This is a genomic window from Caldimonas thermodepolymerans (assembly GCF_015476235.1).
GTDB classification, from domain to species: domain Bacteria; phylum Pseudomonadota; class Gammaproteobacteria; order Burkholderiales; family Burkholderiaceae_C; genus Caldimonas; species Caldimonas thermodepolymerans.
In genome coordinates, this window is sequence record NZ_CP064338.1 from 326892 (window position 1) to 343062 (window position 16171).

Genomic DNA, 16171 nt, shown 5'->3' on the forward strand with positions numbered 1-16171 from the left:
GCGCGGGTCAGGCCTCGGCCGCGCGCAGCACCGCGTAGGCATCCTGCGCCGCCTCGAGGAAGCGCACCTCGTCCAGACCGCCCAGGGTGGCGGCGGCGCGCACCGCGGCCTCGAGGGCGTCGGGGGCGCGCATCAGGTAGTGCGCCACCGCCGACAGCGCGCACAGCGGCCGCGCCTCGGGCTTGTCGGGCCAGGTGCCGCCGCTTTGCACGACCACGTGGTAGCGCACGCAGGTCACGGCGGCCGGGTGCAGCGTCCAGGTCTGGCACAGCGCCGCGCCCAGCGCGTCGTGGCTGACGCCGAAGGCCTGCATCTCCTGCAGCACCAGCAGGTCGTCGGCCGGCGCGTCGCGCAGCATCGGCCCGTAGCGCTCGGGCGCGTGCCGGAACATCACCGCCTTGCCGCATTCCTCGAACAGGCCGGCCGAGTGCGCGACGAAGGTGTCCAGGCCGAGGCGGCGCGCCATCAGCGCCATCAGCATGCCGCGCCGGTTGGCGCGCAGCCACAGCGCGTCCAGCTCGGGCGCCGACGGGAACACCGAGCGCAGCCCCATCTCGTAGGTGATCGCGGCCACCTCGTTGCTGCCCAGGTACAGGAGGGCCTGCTGCACCGTGCGCACCTGCCGGCGCAGCCCGTAGATCGGCGAGTTGAGCGCCTTGAGCACCGCCGCGGCCAGGGTCATGTCGCCTTCGATCAGGCTGCCCATGGCCTTGAAGTCCACCTCCTCCTCGGCCAGCAGCAGCGACAGCTGCACCAGCACGGCCGGCTGGGCGGGCAGGTCGATGTTCAGCGATCGCAGGGTATGGTCGACGGGCATGGGGCAATGATGCAAGTGCGCCGCGCGGACGTCTCGCGCGGCGCACTTTATGCCACCGCAGCCCGGGGGGCTTGTGCGAACTGCGGCCGGCATGCGCGGCCGCCGTCGTCCTGCGGCGTGCAGTGTGAACAACGCCACGGCCGGGCGGGACCGGAGGGGCCGGCGACGGCGTGCCATCGGCAACAATTCGTCACCTGTTCCGGTGCGGCCGACCCATGGCGCGTCGCTTTCGCACCCCTCCACTCCCGAACGACCATGTCCCTAGCTCACCTGACCATCCTGGTGGTCGATGACTTCAGCACGATGCGCCGCATCGTGACGAACCTGGTGAAGGAACTGGGCTGCCAGCGCACGGTCGAGGCCGAGGACGGCGTCGATGCCCTGCGCAAGCTCGAGCACGGCAACATCCAGTTCGTCATCAGCGACTGGAACATGCCCAACATGACCGGGCTCGAGCTGCTGCAGCAGGTGCGTGCCAGCGAGACCCTGAAGGACCTGCCCTTCCTGATGATCACCGCCGAAGCGCGCAAGGAAAACATCATCGAGGCGGCCAAGGCGGGTGCCGACGGCTACATCGTCAAGCCGTTCACCGCCGCGGTGCTCAACGAGAAGATCCAGAACATCCTCAAGAAGAGGGGGCTGGCATGAAGCCGACGATTTCTCCCGAGGAAGCCTTTGCCCGCCTGGGGGCGATCACGCGGCAGCTGCACGAGGCGCTGATCGCGCTCGGCGCCGGCTCGGAGCTGCAGACCGTGGTCAGCGAGATCCCCGACGCGCGCGAGCGCCTGGCCTACGTCGGCCGGATGACCGAGGATGCGGCCAACAAGGTGCTGAACCTGGTCGACGTGGCCCGCCCCGAATGCGAGACGGTCGCCTCGCAGGGGCGCGAGCTGGCCGACAGCCTGCGCCGGCTCGCCGAGGCGCCGGACATGTCGGTCGAGCGCGCCCGCGCGATGATGAAGCTGTGCGCCGGCTACGCGGACCGCGCCGCCTCGTTCGCGCAGGCGCAGCACGGCGTGCTCGGCGACATCATGCTGTCGCAGTCCTTCCAGGATCTTTCCGGGCAGGTGATCAAGAAGGTCATCGACATCATCACCCGCACCGAGCACCAGCTGCTGGACCTGCTGGTCGACAGCGCGCCGGAGCAGCAGCCGGCTGCGGCCCCCGCCCCGTCCCCGGCGCCGGCGTCGGAGCTGGCCGGGCCGCAGGTGCCCGACAAGGCGCTCAAGCAGGACGAGGTCGACGACCTGCTGGCCTCGCTCGGCTTCTGAGCCGGGCTAGCCGCCCGCGGCACCGAGCCAGCCGCGCACGAAGTCGCGCGTGGCCTCGTCGGCCGGGAACAGGTGCTCCACCTTGAGCGACGCGATCGTGATGTCGTGCGGCGTGCCGAAGGTGGTGAACATCGAGAAGAAGGCCAGCTGCCGGTCGCTGCAGGGCACCTGGAAGTGCGCGGTCAGCACCGGCGAAGGCGGTGCCATCGTCGCCTGGGCGGTGCCGCGCCGGTGCCGCGCGCCATGGCCGCGCGACTCGAAGGCCTCCAGCCGCGGCTGCAGGGCCGGCTCGTGCGGCACCTCGCGCCAGACGCGCTGGTGCAGGTGTTCCAGCAGTTCCTCGCGGTTGATCAGCAGCCGCTGCAGGCCGTCGGGGTCCAGCATGAGGTCCAGCAGGTTCAGCGGGGTGCCCGATTCATAGGCCAGCCCCAGCGCGTCGCTGCAGCTGAGCGTGCGCCACAGCGCCAGCATCCCGCGGTTGACCAGCACCAGGTTCCACTGCCGGTCCAGCACCATCGCCGGGCTCGGGTCGTGCGCCGACAGCAGCTGCAGCAGCGCCTCGCGCACCGGCTGCATGTCCGGGCTGTCGAGCGAGGTGGCCGGGTAGTGCGGCGCGTAGCCGGCCTTCATCAGCAGCTCGTTGCGCTGCGCCAGCGGCAGCTCCAGTGCATCCAGCAGCGCCAGCAGCATCTCGCGGCTGGGACGCGCGCGCCCGGTCTCGATGAAGCTCAGGTGTCGCTGCGAGACGCCGACGCGCAGCGACAGCTCCATCTGGCTGAGCCGGCGCGCCTGGCGGGCCTGCTTCATGTGCTCGCCGACGTGGGATGAGGAGGAGTGCTGCCGTGCGTCCATCGTGCCTTGCTCGCTTGAGTCCCGTGCCGGGCATTTCATGCCGGGCGGCGCGGTGCGCCAACTACCTGGTGCGTAATTGCCCGCCTTCCCGGCGCCAGCGCACAGTGTGCTCGGTTTCACCCAAGGAGCACATCATGGAACGTACTGCTGCATGGATTGCGCTGCTGGTGTTCGGGGCCTTCTCGGCCTGGGTCGTCTGGGAGGTCGGCTACCTCGCCATCTGGCTGCACCTGTTCGAGGGGGCGGCCGGCTGGCAGGTCGCCTTCGACATCGTCCTGTTCGGGCTGCTGGCGATGGGGTGGATGGCCCACGACGCCGGCCGCCAGGGCCGCACCGTCTGGCCCTACTTGGTGCTGACGCTGGTGGGGGGCTCGGTCGGGCCGCTGCTGTACCTGGCGCTCGCGCCAGGACGCCGCACGACGCCGGGCGTGGCCCGCGCCGCCTGAACCGCCCTGCCGTGCCCGCCGGCCGGGCGCGGTGCCTCAGGCGGCGGGCTGGGGCGGTGCCACCTCGCGGCGCTGGAACATGCCCCAGCCTTCCATCGTCAGCACCACGTCCTCGGTGCCGTCGGGCCGGCGCGCGATCGCTTCCCACTGGCTGTGCACCAGGCCCACGTGCGGGCGGCTGTTCATCGGCCGCTTGGCCTTGATGGTCATGCGCACGCGCAGCACGTCGCCCGGGTAGACGGGCTTGAGCCAGCGCAGGTTGTCCACGCCGGGCGAGCCCAGGCTGGCGGCCTGGAGCAGGTAGCCGTCGCACATCATGCGCATGACCATCGCGCAGGTGTGCCAGCCGCTGGCCGCCAGGCGGCCGAACAGCGACTGCTGTGCGGCCGCGTCGTCGAGATGGAACGGCTGGGGATCGAACTGGCTGGCGAACTGGATCACCTCGTCGCGATCGACGAGCTTGTGGCCGAACTCGGTGACCGAGCCCGGCTCGAAGTCTTCCCAGTACAGCGTCGGGGTGGAAGAGGCGTTCATCGGGGACCTTGCGGATGTCGGTTTCCCCGATCCTACCGAAGCGGTCGCGACACTGCCGGCACCGGGCGCGCCCGTACGAATTGCCGGTCGGTTCAGCAGTTCTTGCCGGATGGCAAGCCGAAGCCGTACCCGCCAGGAGCGTGTGCAGCCGGGGGAAGGGTCGCGGCTTCCGGTCGCCGCAGCGGCGGGTGGCGGGACCGGAAGCCGCCTGGATACAAAAGGCGCCCCGAACCGATACGCCCAAGCTAGGTGAGGGAGGGTCGGAGAGGGAGGAGCGAACCGGTGTTGACTCGGGGCACCATCAACCGTCGCCGTACTCCAAGCAACGGGCGTGCCCATGACCCCGACCGGCCGGTGCGCCGTCACCGGCGGTGCGGGACGCCCCCGATGCGTCGCGGGGCCGGCCGCCGGCACACTGGCGCGCGATGAACCCGCTTGCCGTCACGCCCGCGTCCACGCTGTCCGAACTTGCCCTGGCCGACGGCACCCGCCTGGCACTGCGCCACTGGCCGGCGCCGGCTGCGCCCGCGCGCGGCACGGTGCTGCTGGTCCACGGCCTGGGCGAGCACAGCGGCCGCTACGAGCATGTCGCGCAGTGGCTGCGCGGGCAGGGCTTCCAGGTGGTGGCCTACGACCATCGCGGCCATGGCCGCTCGCAAGGCCCGCGCGGCGGCCTGCGCCGGCCGGACGACCTGCTCGAGGACCTCGCCGCGGTGCTCGACCAGGTGCGCGCACAGGCCCCGGCGCCGCTGGTCCTGCTCGGCCACAGCATGGGCGGGCTGGTGGCGGCGCGCTTCGTCGCCGGCGCCTTGCGGCCGGTGGAGGGGCTGGTGCTGTCCTCGCCGGCGCTGGACCCGGGGCTGTCCGGGCCGCAGCGCGCGCTGCTTGCGCTGATGCACGCGCTGGCGCCGGACCTGCCGGTGCCCAACGGGCTGCGCGTGCGCGACGTCTCGCACGACGACGCGGTGGTGCAGGCCTACATGGACGACCCGCTGGTGCACGCCACGGTCACCGCCAGGCTGGTGCGCTTCATCGTCGACGGCGGCCGCCAGGTCCGCGCACAGGCCGCGCAGTGGCGCGTGCCGACGCTGCTGATGTGGGCCGGGGCGGACCGCCTGGTCGCGCCGGCGGGCAGCGCGGCATTCGCCGCCCGGGCGCCGGCCGGCGTCGTCGAGGCGCGCTGCTTCGAGGCGATGCGCCACGAGATCTTCAACGAGCCGGACAACGACGCCGTGTTCGCCTGCCTGCAGCGCTGGCTGGACGCGCGCTTCGGTGCGCCCGGGGCCCACTGACGTCGCGGCCTTCGCCGCCGCGCTGCGCACGCGCGCGCCGCGCGGCCTACACTGGTCGGGTTGCCTGCCGATTCCCGAGGAGCCTGTCGTGAACGCCCCCGAACGCCTGCCGCTGGATCCGCTGCAAGATCCCGCCGCCCTGCAGACCTTCGTCGACGAGGTCTGGGACCGCGAGATCGTCCCCGCGCTGACCGACTACATCCGCATCCCGGCCAAGTCGCCGGCCTTCGACGCCGACTGGGTGCGGCACGACCACATCGAGACCGTGGTGCGCAACGCCGCGGCCTGGGTGGAGAGCAAGAAGCTGCCCGGGCTGAAGCTGGAGGTGGTGCGCCTGGCCGACGCCCAGGGCCGGCCGCGCACCCCGGTGATCTTCTTCGAGCTGCCGGCCGCGCGCACCGACAGCACCCAGACCGTGCTGATGTACGGGCACCTCGACAAGCAGCCCGAGTTCAGCGGCTGGCGCAGCGACCTCGGCCCCTGGACGCCCAAGTACGAGGACGGCAAGCTCTACGGCCGCGGCGGCGCCGACGACGGCTACGCGATCTACGCCTCGATCACCGCGCTGCTGGCCCTGGAGCGCCAGGGCCTGCCGCGCCCGCGCGTGGTGGGCCTGATCGAGACCTGCGAGGAAAGCGGCTCGTACGACCTGCCGGCCTACATCGACGCGCTCAGGCCCCGGCTGGGCGACGTCGGCCTGGTGGTCTGCCTCGACTCGGGCGCCGGCAACTACGACCAGCTGTGGCTGACCACCTCGCTGCGCGGCATGGTCAGCGGCGTGCTCAAGGTCGAGGTGCTGACCGAGGGCGTGCACTCGGGCGATGCGAGCGGGCTGGTGCCGTCGAGCTTCCGCATCCTGCGCCAGCTGCTCGACCGCCTGGAGGACAGCCGCACCGGCCGCCTGCTGCCCGAGAGCTTCCACTGCGAGATCCCGGCCACGCGCATCGAGCAGGCCCGAGCGGCGGCGCAGATCCTGGGCGACGAGGTCTGGAAGCGCTACCCCTGGGCCTGCGGCGCCGACGGCGCGTTCACGCTGCCGACCACCACCGACCCGGCCGAGGCGCTGCTGCGCCGCACCTGGCACCCGACGCTGAGCGTCACCGGCGCCGAGGGATTGCCGGCGCTGGACAGCGCGGGCAACGTGCTGCGCCCCTACACCGCGTTCAAGCTCTCGCTGCGCCTGCCTCCGCTGGTCGACGGCGCGCAGGCCACGCAGGAGCTCAAGCGCCTGCTGGAGGTCGATCCGCCCTACCAGGCCCGGGTCACCTTCGAGCCCGACCATGCCGCCACCGGATGGAACGCGCCCGAGCTGACGCCGGCGCTGCACCGCGCGCTGGACGAGGCCTCGAAGGCCTTCTACGGGGCGCCGCTCGGCTTCATCGGGCAGGGCGGGACCATCCCGCTGATGAGCATGCTGCAGGAGGGCTTCCCGAAGGCGCAGATGATGGTCTGCGGTGTGCTGGGGCCCAAGAGCAACGCGCACGGCCCCAACGAGTTCCTGCACGTGCCCTATGGCAAGCGCCTGACCGCCGCGGTCGCGGCGGTGATCGCCGCCCAGCCCTGAGCGGGCGCGTCAGCGCAGGCCCAGCAGCGCTAGCGCCGCCAGCGGCGCGGTCTCGGCGCGCAGCACGCGCGGGCCGAGGCTTGCGGCCCGGAAGCCGGCCGTGCGCGCCAGCGCCTCTTCCGCCGGGGCCAGCCCGCCCTCCGGGCCGCTGAGGAACACCGCGCGCGCGCCCACCGGCAGCGCGGCGAGCGGCTGCGCGTCCTGCAGGCTCAGCACCGCGCGCAGTTCGTCGTCCGCTGCCGCGGGCAACGCCTCGCACCAGGCGCGCAGCGGCTGCACCGGCGCGATCACCGGCACGCGGGTGCGCCCGCACTGCTCGCTCGCGCTGATCGCCACGCCGCTCCAGTGCGCCACCTTCTTCCCGGCGCGCTCGCCCGCCAGGCGCAGCACCGAGCGCTCGCACACCAGCGGCTGGATGGTGGCGACGCCCAGCTCGGTGGCCTTCTCGACCAGCCAGTCCATGCGGTCGTTGGCCGGCATGCCGACCGCCAGCGTCACCGCCACCGGCAACTCCCGGTCCGCCGGGTCGTGCTGCAGCACCTGCGCGTCCACGTCGCTGCGGCCCATGCGCACGATGCGTGCGGCCCATTCGCCGCCGTCGCCGTTGAACAGCGTCACCGCGTCGCCCGGCTGCAGGCGCAGCACCTGGGCATGGCGGCTCGGGCCGGGCGGCAGCGTGAGGGTGAGGCCGGCGGCCAGCGGGGCGGGGACGTACAGGCGGGGCGCGGTGCGGTTCGACATGGCGCGCAGTGTGCCTGAACGCTGCGCCGTCCGCGCGCTGCTGACACGCGTTGTCAGCAGGCTGTGCCACGATGCGGGCCATGAAGGAGGCCCCTGCCGCGCCGCTGCTGAAGGACGGTTTCGACGCCGCCACCGTGCGCGCGATCGCCGAGGCGGTCGCGGCGGCGCATCCCGGCTTCGCGGCCGACCGCTTCACGGCGCACTGCCTGGACGGGTTCGCGGCCCTGAGCCTGATGGCGCGGGTGCACCGCGTCGCGCAGGCGTTGCACGCGCACCTTGCGCTGCCGTTCGGGCCGGCGGTCGCGGTGCTGCGGCAGGCGATGGGCGAGCCCGGGCCGTCGCGCCGCGCGCCCGAGGGCATCACCGTGTTCCGCCACGCGCCGTACCTGCAGTTCGTCGCCGAGGCGGGCCTGGGCGAACCGGAGGCAGCGCTCGACGCGCTGGAATGGATGACGCGCCACTTCACCGGCGAGTTCGCGATCCGCCCTTTCCTGCAGCACCACCTGGAGCGCACGCTGGCGCGCATGCAGCGCTGGTGCGCCCATCCCGACGCGCGGGTGCGGCGCCTGGCGAGCGAAGGCGCGCGCCCGCTGCTGCCCTGGGGGCGGCGCGTGGCGCAGCTGATCGCGCAGCCGGCGCTGACCGTGCCGCTGATCGACGCGCTGGCCGGCGACCCGGACGAGGTGGTGCGCCGCTCGGCCGCCAACCACCTGAACGACCTCAGCCGCCTCGATGCCGCGCTGGCGCTCGAGGTGGCGCGCCGCTGGCAGGCCCGTGCACTGCCCGACGGCGGGCGCACCCTGCAGCGGGCGCTGCGCACGCTGGTCAAGCAGGGCCGCCCCGAGGCGCTGGCGCTGCTCGGCTACGCGGTCGATGCGCCCTTCGTGCTGGAGGAGTTCGAGCTGGACCGCCGCGAGGTGCCGATCGGCGGACGGCTGGTGCTGTGCTTTGCCCTGCGCTGCGCGCCGGGGCGCGGCGGGCGGGCCTGCGTGGACTATGCGATCGGCTATGCGAGCGGCAACGGCCGGCCGCGCCGCAAGGTGTTCAAGGGCACGGTGCGCGAGCTGCCGGGCGGCGCGGTGCAGCGGTTCGCGTTCGCGCGCGACTTCGTCGTGCGCAGCACGCGCCGGCTGTACTCCGGGGCGCACCGCGCCGAGGTGCTGGTCAACGGCCGGGTGCTGGGGGCGCTCGACTTCGAGCTGACCGACGGCGGCGCCTGAACCGGCGCGGTGCCCATGAACGAAACAACCCGCCGCAGGCGGGTTGTCTTCCAGGGGGCTTGCGGCCGGCGTACCGGCCGCGGCATCGTGCGGGATCAGCCGCCGATGTTGTATTCGTCGACGACGTTCGAGCGGCGACGCTCCTGCATGGCCTTGATCGCTTCCTCGCGCACTTCGGCGCGAGTGCGGCCGGGCTGGGCGCTGCGGTCGGCCGGGAAGTAGGTCGCTTCGCCGGCGAACACGGCCTGGCGGCCACCCTGCTTCAGCGCTTCGGCCAGTTCGGCCTTGACCTGCTCGCGGGTCTTGGTCGAGACGATGCTGTCGGCGATCGAGACGTCGTCCTTGGTGGCTTCCTGTGCATAGGCACCGGCCACGGCGAAGGCGGACAGGGCAGCGACGGTGAGGGTCTTCTTGATGTTCATTTGTTGCTCCAGAACTTCGAGTGGACGATCCGGACGGTGGCGAGGCCGCCATCCGCGTCGGTGAGTCACGCGCTTCGGTTCGTCGGGCTCATCGATGGCTCCACTGTAGGGGTTTACCCTGATTGGAAAAATCGCGTTCCGGTCAACGGATAATTGCAGTTTCAGCAACAAACCTCAGGGGGAGCGATGGATCGACTGCATTCGATGCGCGTCTTCGCGAAGGTGATCGAGGAAGGCAGCTTTGCCGGGGCCGCGCGGGCGCTGGACCTGTCCGCGGCGGTCGTGACGCGGCTGGTGGCCGACCTGGAGGCCCACCTCGGGGTGCGGCTGATCCAGCGCACCACGCGCCGGCTGGCGCTGACGGCGGTCGGCGAGACCTACCTGGAGCGGGTGCGGCAGATCCTGTCGGACATCGACGAGGCCGAGGCGCTGGCCAGTGCCTCGGTCAACGACCCCAAGGGCCACCTGCGCGTGCTGGTGCCGGCCTCGTTCGCGGTGCACCAGCTGGCCAAGCACCTGCCGGCGTTCCGCGAGCAGTACCCGCGGGTGACGCTGGACATCGCGGCGGCGGGCATGATCGACACGGCCGACGAGGCCTACGACGTGTCCATCCTCATCGTCGGCCCGCGCCCGCTGAGCGGCGACTTCGTCGCGCGACGCCTGGCGGTCAGCGAGGCGGTGACCTGCGCCGCGCCGGAGTACCTGAAGCGCTACGGCCGCCCGCAGCGGCCCGAGGAGCTGGTGCGCCACGAATGCCTGGTGCCGGACCTGCCGAACACCCCGCGCCTGTGGCGCTTCCAGCGCGGCGCCGAGGGCCAGGCCTCGCCCGAGACGGTGGAGATCGAGCCGCGCGCGACGCTGACCGCCTCGCACGTGGGCACGCTGCGCGCGGCCGCGTTCGCGGGGCTGGGCATCGTCGCGCTGCCCTCGTTCATGGTGGACGACGCGCTGCGCGAGGGGGCGCTGGAGCGCATCCTGCCCGACTGGCGCATCGTGACGCTGACCATCTATGCCGCGATGCCCAGCCGCAAGTACGTGCCGGCGCGCACGCGGGCCTTCATGGATTTCCTGGTGCAGGCCTTCGGCGCCAGCGAGCACGACCCCTGGCTGGCTGCGGCCGGCTGCGAGACCGCGCTGCCCGCCCCGGGCGCCGCGTCGGCGCCGGGCCGGGCGGCGGCCTGAGGCGCCGGCTCAGAAGGTGTAGCCGACCTGCGGCTCCTGCCCGACCAGGCGCTCGAGCAGGCGCGCCAGCGGCGTCAGCACGCTGTAGCGGGTCGCCACCCGGTGGGCGTAGCGCCACACCAGCGGCAGGTCCTTGAGGTAGCCGTCCTTGCCGTCGCGGTAGTTGAGGCGGCAGAAGATGCCCAGCACCTTGAGGTGGCGCTGCAGCCCCATCCATTCGAAGTCGCGCCAGAACTCGCCGAAGTCGGCCGCCACCGGCAGGCCGGCCTTGCGCGCCTTCTCCCAGTAGCGCACCGCCCAGTCGATCTGCTGCTCTTCCTCCCACTCGATGTAGGCGTCGCGCAGCAGCGAGACCAGGTCGTAGGTGATCGGGCCCCACACCGCGTCCTGGAAGTCGAGGATGCCGGGGTTCTCCGGCGAGCCGACCGGGCCGCTGACCATCAGGTTGCGCGAGTGGTAGTCGCGGTGCACCAGCACGCGCGGCTGCGCCAGGCACACGCGCAGGATCAGCGCGAAGCTGCGCTGCAGCTGCTCCTGCTCCCGGGCGCTCAGCTGCAGGCCGCTGTGGCGGTTGATGTACCAATCGGGAAACAGCTGCAGCTCGCGCGTGAGCAGGGCCTCGTCGTAGGGCGGCACCTCGTGCTCCGCGTCGATCTGCTGCATGCGCACCAGCGCGCTGGTGGCGTCGTCGTACAGGCCCGGGGCGCTGCCGGCGTCGAGCTGCGCCAGGTAGGTCGTCGAGCCCAGGTCCGACAGCAGCATGAAGCCCGCGGCCTCGTCCCACTCGAGCACCTGCGGCGCGTTCAGCCCCGCGCCGCGCAGCAGGCCGGCCACCTTCACGAAGGGGCGGCAGTCCTCGTGCGCGGGCGGCGCGTCCATCACGATGTAGCTGCGCGTGCCGCCGTCGACGCGGAAGTAGCGGCGAAAGCTCGCGTCGGCGCTGGCGCTGCGCACCGATTGCGGGTCGATGCCGTGGCGGCCCAGGCGGGCGATCCAGTGTTCGAAGGCGGCCCGGCGGCGGTCGTCGGCCCAGGTGATCGTGGACGTCATCTCGAGAAGGCGATGGCGGGAAGGGGGACTCACATCGCGCAACCCCGTTGCGCGGGCGCCTGCGGTCGGCGCCGGGTGAGGCTCGTGGAATAATCGACGATTCTACAAACCCGCCTTGCAGGCGGTTCCGTTGTCCTCCCTCCCGTTGCCACCGCACCTTGGTCCGCCTGCTGTCCGCAGACTCGTTCCTTCGTCGTCCTGCCGCCGTCGCGGCGGCAGGGCTGCTGGCGGCCGCGTGCGCGGCGCAGGCGCAGGGCCGCGGCGAGGCCCAGCTGCCGATCCGCATCGAGGCCAATGAGCTGACGGGCCGCCCCGACCACTCGACGGTGGCCGAAGGGCAGGTGGAGCTGTCGCGCGGCGCCACCAGCATCCGCGCCGACCGGCTCGAGTACCGCCAGGCCGACGGCATCGCGCGCGCCACCGGCAACGTGCGCATCAGCCGCGAGGGCAACGTCTTCACCGGTCCCGAGGTGCAGATCCAGCTCGACCGCTACGAGGGCCACTTCGTCGAGCCGACCTATTTCTTCTCCGCCACCCAGGCCGGGGGGCAGGCCGAGCGCATCGAGTTCCTCGGCCGCGACCGGCTGGCCGCCAGCAACGCCAGCTATTCGAGCTGCACGCCCGACGATGACGGCGGCTATGCCTGGCTGCTGACCGCCTCGCGCGTGACGCTGGACTTCGAGAACAACGAGGGCACCGCCGAAGGCGCGGTGCTGCGCTTCTACGGCGTGCCGCTGCTGGCGGTGCCGTACCTGAGCTTTCCGGTCAGCGAGCAGCGCAAGTCCGGCTGGCTGCCGCCGACCTTCGGCCTGGACAGCAAGAGCGGCTTCGAGCTGGCGGTGCCGTACTACTGGAACATCGCGCCGAACTACGACCTCACGCTCACGCCCACGCTGATCACCAAGCGCGGCGCGGCGCTGGGCACCGAGTTCCGCTACCTGCAGCCGGGTTTCTCGGGGGAGCTGTCCACCCATGTGCTGCCCGACGACCGCGTCCACGGCGGCACGCGCTGGTCGACGCACTTCCTGCACCGCGGCCGGCTGCCGGGCGACGGCCTGTACGAGATCGACGCGCAGCGCGTCTCCGACGACGACTACTGGAAGGACCTGGACCGCCACATCGACGGGCTGACCGAGCGGCTGCTGGCCGGCAACGCGCGCGCCCAGTGGTGGCACGGCAACACCGAGCTCTATGCGCGGGTGCAGCGCTGGCAGGTGCTGCAGGACCTGGACGCGCCGATCGACTCGCCCTATTCGCGCGAGCCGCAGCTGGGCGTGCGGCACCGCCACGAGTTCGGCGCGGGCCTGCGCGCCTCGGTCGAGGCCGAGGTCAACCGCTTCGCGCAGCACGACCAGGGCGTCCTGTCGCAGCGCCCCGACGCCACCCGTGCCCACGTGCTGGGCAGCCTGAGCTGGTCGGTGGTCGACACCCCGGGCTGGTTCCTCACCCCGAGCGTGAGCTTCAACGCCGCCAGCTACCGCATCGACCGCGACGACGGCCGGCGCAACGTCTCGCGCGTGATCCCCACCTTCAGCGTCGACACCGGCTGGGTGTTCGAGCGGCCGAGCACATGGTTCGGCCGCCGCTACGTGCAGACTCTGGAACCGCGCCTGCTGTACGTGAACACGCCGTACCGCCGGCAGGACGACATCCCGACCTTCGACACCGCGCCGAAGGACCTGAACTTCACCAGCCTGTTCACGCAGAACCCGTTCTCGGGCGTGGACCGCGTGGCCGACGCGCACGAGATCACCGCCGGCGCCTACACCCGCTTCTTCGACGAGGCCACCGGCGCCGAGGCGCTGCGCCTGGGGCTGGCGCAGCGCTACCTGTTCCGCGAGCAGCGCATCACCGCCGAGGGCACGCCCTCGGACGAGCGCTTCAGCGACGTGCTGCTGCTGGGCTCGACCAACCTGATCCCGGACTGGACGCTGTCCGGCTTCGCCCAGTACAACCCCGACCGCGAGCGCACCGTGCGCTCGACCCTGTCGGCGCGCTACTCGCCCGGGCCGTTCCGCACCATCGGCGGCAGCTACAGCCTGGTGCGGAACTCCAGCGAGCAGCTCGACATCGGATGGCAGTGGCCGGTGTACGAGGCGGACCGCTCGGCCGCCGGCTCCGGCGCCTGCGTCGGCTCGCTCTACAGCGTCGGGCGCGTCAACTACAGCATGCGCGACGAGCGCCTGACCGACACGCTGTTCGGCTTTGAGTACGACGCGGGCTGCTGGATCGGCCGCCTGGTGATCGAGCGGCGCTCGATCAGCCGCAGCGACGCCGCCACCCGGCTGATGTTCCAGCTGGAGTTCGTGGGCCTGTCGCGGCTGGGTTCCAGCCCGCTGCGGGCCTTGAAGGACAATATCCCCGGCTACCAGCTGTTGCGCGAGGATCGCGCGCAGCCCTGATGAGAAGGCCCTGGCACCTTCCCGAGACTGCATCCATGACCCGTCTTCCTTCCTTCCGGCGCCACGCCGTCCGCTGGACCGGCGCGCTGCTCGCCGCCTGGTCCGTCCTGCTGTCGCCCGCCGTGCAGGCGCAGCCGGCTGCGGCCGCGCCGCGCACCGTGGACTACATCGTCGCCGTCGTCGACCAGGAGCTGGTCACCAACAGCGAGGTGCAGCAGCGCCTGCAGCGCATCGAGCAGGAGGCCGAGCGCAACGGCGCGCGCCTGCCGCCGCGCGACGAGCTGCGCGCCCAGGTGGTCGAGGCGCTGATCAACGAGCGGGCGCAGCTGTCCTACGCCAAGCTGGTGGGCCTGCGCATCGACGAGGCGGAGATCGACCGCGCGGTCAACAACGTCGCCGCCCAGAACCAGCTGACCCTGCCGCAGCTGCGCGAACGCCTGCGCGAGCAGGGCATGGACTTCGCGCGCTTCCGCAACAACATCCGCGACGAGCTGCTGCTGGTGCGCCTGCGCGAGCGCGAGGTGCAGCGCCGCATCAAGATCAGCGATGCCGAGATCGAGGACTACCTGCGCCAGCTGCGCGCCCAGTCGGGGGGAGCCACCGAGTACGACATCGCGCAGATCCTGATCGCGGTGCCCGAAGGGGCGACGCCCGAGCAGGAGGCCGAGCTGCAGCAGCGCGCGCAGCAGGTGCTGGAGCAGGCGCGGGCCGGCACGCCGTTCGAGGAGCTGGTGCGCTCCCACTCCCAGGGCCCCAACCGCGACCAGGGCGGGCGCCTGGGCCTGCGTCCGGCCGAACGCCTGCCCGACCTGTTCGTGCAGTCGGTGGCCGGCCTGCAGGCCGGCGAGGTGGCGCCGCAGCTGGTGCGCTCCGGCGCCGGCTTCCACATCCTCAAGCTGGCCGACCGCAAGGACCGCCAGGGCCTGGCGATCACGCAGACGCGCGCCCGCCACATCCTGCTGCGCATCTCGCCGCAGCTGACCCAGCAGACCGCGCTGCGGCGCCTGGCCGAGTACAAGCGGCGCATCGAGCAGGGCGAGGCGGGCTTCGCGCAGATCGCGCGCGAGGTCTCCGAAGACGGCAGCGCGCCTTATGGCGGCGACCTCGGCTGGGCCAACCCCGGCCAGTTCGTGCCCGAGTTCGAGCAGGTGATGAACCGGCTCGCGGTGGGCCAGATCTCAGATCCCTTCCTGTCGCGCTTCGGTGCGCACCTGGTGCAGGTCACCGACCGGCGCCAGTCCGAGCTGGATGCGCGCCAGCAGCGCGAGCTGGCCACCAACGCGCTGCGCGAGCGCAAGTACGAGCAGGCCTACCAGGAATGGGCGCGCGAGATCCGCGCCCAGGCCTACGTCGAGATGCGGGAACCGCCCCAGTGAAGCACATCCCGCGCAAGCGCTTCGGCCAGCACTTCCTGGCCGACTCGGCGGTGCTCGACGCCATCGTGCGCGCCATCGACCCGCAACCGGGGCAGGCGCTGGTCGAGATCGGCCCCGGCCTCGGGGCGCTCACCGACCCGCTGGTGCAACGCTGCGAGCGGCTGACCGTCATCGAGCTGGACCGCGATCTTGCCAGGCGGCTGCGCGCGCGGCCCGAGCTGACGGTCGTCGAGGCCGACGTGCTGAAGGTGGACTTCCGCGCGCTGGCCGCGCAGGCCGGGCGCAAGCTGCGCGTGGTCGGCAACCTGCCGTACAACATCTCCTCGCCGATCGCCTTCCACCTGCTGGCCCAGGTCGACGTGGTCGAGGACCAGCACTTCATGCTGCAGAAGGAGGTGGTCGACCGCATGGCCGCCGGCCCCGGCGATGCCGACTACGGGCGCCTGAGCGTGATGCTGCAATGGCGCTACGACATCGAGTCGCTGTTCGAGGTGCCGCCCGAGGCCTTCGACCCGCCGCCGCGCGTCGATTCCGCGGTGGTGCGCATGGTGCCGCTGCCCGAGCCGCCGCAGCTGGACGCGGCCCTGCTCGAGGAACTGGTGCAGGTGGCGTTCTCGCAGCGCCGCAAGCTGCTGCGCCACACGCTCGGCCGCTGGCTCGAGGCGCGCGGCTTTGCCGGCGACTTCGACGTGCAGCGGCGCGCCGAGGAGGTGCCGGTGGCGGAATACGTCGCGCTGGCGCAGCAGGTGCCTGCCGCGGCCTGAGCGCCCGGCCGGCCAGGCCCGGGGCCCCAAACGACGAGGCGGCCACGTGGGCCGCCTCGTTTTCTGGGTGCTTGCGACGGGGCCGCGGCTTACGCGGCGGCCAGCCAGCAGGCGGTGTCGAACGCGCTGCTCATCAGCGGCATGTAGGGTGCGAAGGTCGGCGCGCTGTGCTTGGCGCGGGCCGAGGACCCCGACTTGCCGGCGTTGATCTCGCTGTTCTGGGCCACTTCATTCGCCC

At 72.2% G+C, this 16171-nt stretch carries 17 protein-coding genes; 10 read left to right on the forward strand and 7 right to left on the reverse strand.

Annotated elements, in window-relative coordinates; translation table 11 throughout:
• Window positions 1-7: 7 nt before the first annotated feature.
• Complete coding sequence (locus IS481_RS01610) at window positions 8-817, reverse strand: HDOD domain-containing protein (RefSeq protein WP_104357717.1); 810 nt, start codon at window positions 815-817, stop codon at window positions 8-10.
• A 255-nt stretch (window positions 818-1072) separates the two neighbouring features.
• Between IS481_RS01610 and IS481_RS01615 the strand changes: the two genes are divergently transcribed.
• Entirely contained in the window at window positions 1073-1465 is a 393-nt protein-coding gene (locus IS481_RS01615; RefSeq protein ID WP_104357716.1) for a chemotaxis response regulator CheY, read from the forward strand.
• Window positions 1462-2088 carry a protein phosphatase CheZ gene (locus tag IS481_RS01620; protein WP_104357715.1) on the forward strand — a complete coding sequence of 209 codons (627 nt, stop codon included), beginning with the start codon at window positions 1462-1464 and terminating at the stop codon, window positions 2086-2088. The genes IS481_RS01615 and IS481_RS01620 overlap by 4 nt, the downstream gene beginning before the upstream one ends.
• A 6-nt stretch (window positions 2089-2094) precedes the next feature.
• On the opposite strand, the gene IS481_RS01625 is transcribed toward IS481_RS01620, so the two are convergent.
• Window positions 2095-2940, reverse strand: a complete 846-nt coding sequence (locus tag IS481_RS01625; RefSeq protein ID WP_198425444.1) for a helix-turn-helix domain-containing protein — start codon at window positions 2938-2940, stop codon at window positions 2095-2097.
• Between the two features lie 134 nt (window positions 2941-3074).
• Between IS481_RS01625 and IS481_RS01630 the strand changes: the two genes are divergently transcribed.
• A complete protein-coding gene (locus IS481_RS01630) occupies window positions 3075-3386 on the forward strand; it encodes a DUF2834 domain-containing protein (protein WP_104357713.1) in 312 nt (103 codons plus the stop codon).
• Window positions 3387-3422: 36 nt separating this feature from the next.
• Here the strand turns inward: IS481_RS01630 and IS481_RS01635 are convergent, their stop codons facing one another.
• Window positions 3423-3920 carry a MaoC family dehydratase gene (locus tag IS481_RS01635; protein WP_104357712.1) on the reverse strand — a complete coding sequence of 166 codons (498 nt, stop codon included), beginning with the start codon at window positions 3918-3920 and terminating at the stop codon, window positions 3423-3425.
• A gap of 425 nt (window positions 3921-4345) precedes the next feature.
• Between IS481_RS01635 and IS481_RS01640 the strand changes: the two genes are divergently transcribed.
• Together IS481_RS01640 and IS481_RS01645 are read left to right on the forward strand one after the other, a co-directional pair.
• On the forward strand, window positions 4346-5212 hold the full coding sequence (locus tag IS481_RS01640; RefSeq protein ID WP_104357711.1) for an alpha/beta hydrolase: 867 nt from the start codon (window positions 4346-4348) through the stop codon (window positions 5210-5212).
• 88 nt (window positions 5213-5300) lie between these two features.
• Window positions 5301-6776 (forward strand): M20 family metallopeptidase, encoded by a 1476-nt coding sequence (locus tag IS481_RS01645; RefSeq protein WP_104357773.1) that lies wholly within the window; start codon window positions 5301-5303, stop codon window positions 6774-6776.
• Window positions 6777-6785: 9 nt separating this feature from the next.
• Here IS481_RS01645 and IS481_RS01650 read toward each other — a convergent pair whose 3' ends face one another.
• Window positions 6786-7517: a 16S rRNA (uracil(1498)-N(3))-methyltransferase gene (locus IS481_RS01650; RefSeq protein ID WP_104357710.1), complete on the reverse strand. Its 732-nt coding sequence runs from the start codon at window positions 7515-7517 to the stop codon at window positions 6786-6788.
• 80 nt (window positions 7518-7597) lie between these two features.
• Here IS481_RS01650 and IS481_RS01655 point away from each other — a divergent pair, with 80 nt between their 5' ends.
• Window positions 7598-8737 (forward strand): DNA alkylation repair protein, encoded by a 1140-nt coding sequence (locus IS481_RS01655; RefSeq protein WP_104357709.1) that lies wholly within the window; start codon window positions 7598-7600, stop codon window positions 8735-8737.
• Between the two features lie 95 nt (window positions 8738-8832).
• Here the strand turns inward: IS481_RS01655 and IS481_RS01660 are convergent, their stop codons facing one another.
• Window positions 8833-9159, reverse strand: a complete 327-nt coding sequence (locus IS481_RS01660; protein WP_104357708.1) for a DUF4148 domain-containing protein — start codon at window positions 9157-9159, stop codon at window positions 8833-8835.
• A 186-nt stretch (window positions 9160-9345) separates the two neighbouring features.
• Here IS481_RS01660 and IS481_RS01665 point away from each other — a divergent pair, with 186 nt between their 5' ends.
• Entirely contained in the window at window positions 9346-10341 is a 996-nt protein-coding gene (locus tag IS481_RS01665; RefSeq protein ID WP_104357707.1) for a LysR family transcriptional regulator, read from the forward strand.
• A 9-nt stretch (window positions 10342-10350) separates the two neighbouring features.
• Here IS481_RS01665 and IS481_RS01670 read toward each other — a convergent pair whose 3' ends face one another.
• The gene (locus tag IS481_RS01670; protein WP_104357706.1) at window positions 10351-11391 is read right to left on the reverse strand and encodes an aminoglycoside phosphotransferase family protein; all 1041 of its coding nucleotides are present in this window, start codon (window positions 11389-11391) and stop codon (window positions 10351-10353) included.
• A 158-nt stretch (window positions 11392-11549) separates the two neighbouring features.
• Between IS481_RS01670 and IS481_RS01675 the strand changes: the two genes are divergently transcribed.
• Genes IS481_RS01675 through rsmA form a run of 3 tightly spaced genes read left to right on the forward strand, consistent with a single transcriptional unit; the run spans window position 11550 to window position 15933 of the window.
• The gene (locus IS481_RS01675; protein ID WP_104357705.1) at window positions 11550-13793 is read left to right on the forward strand and encodes an LPS-assembly protein LptD; all 2244 of its coding nucleotides are present in this window, start codon (window positions 11550-11552) and stop codon (window positions 13791-13793) included.
• A 35-nt stretch (window positions 13794-13828) separates the two neighbouring features.
• On the forward strand, window positions 13829-15169 hold the full coding sequence (locus IS481_RS01680; protein WP_104357704.1) for a peptidylprolyl isomerase: 1341 nt from the start codon (window positions 13829-13831) through the stop codon (window positions 15167-15169).
• On the forward strand, window positions 15166-15933 hold the full coding sequence (gene rsmA / locus IS481_RS01685; protein WP_104357703.1) for a 16S rRNA (adenine(1518)-N(6)/adenine(1519)-N(6))-dimethyltransferase RsmA: 768 nt from the start codon (window positions 15166-15168) through the stop codon (window positions 15931-15933). The genes IS481_RS01680 and rsmA overlap by 4 nt, the downstream gene beginning before the upstream one ends.
• An 89-nt stretch (window positions 15934-16022) precedes the next feature.
• Here the strand turns inward: rsmA and IS481_RS01690 are convergent, their stop codons facing one another.
• Complete coding sequence (locus tag IS481_RS01690; protein ID WP_165908734.1) at window positions 16023-16160, reverse strand: hypothetical protein; 138 nt, start codon at window positions 16158-16160, stop codon at window positions 16023-16025.
• Between the last annotated feature and the right edge of the window lie 11 nt (window positions 16161-16171).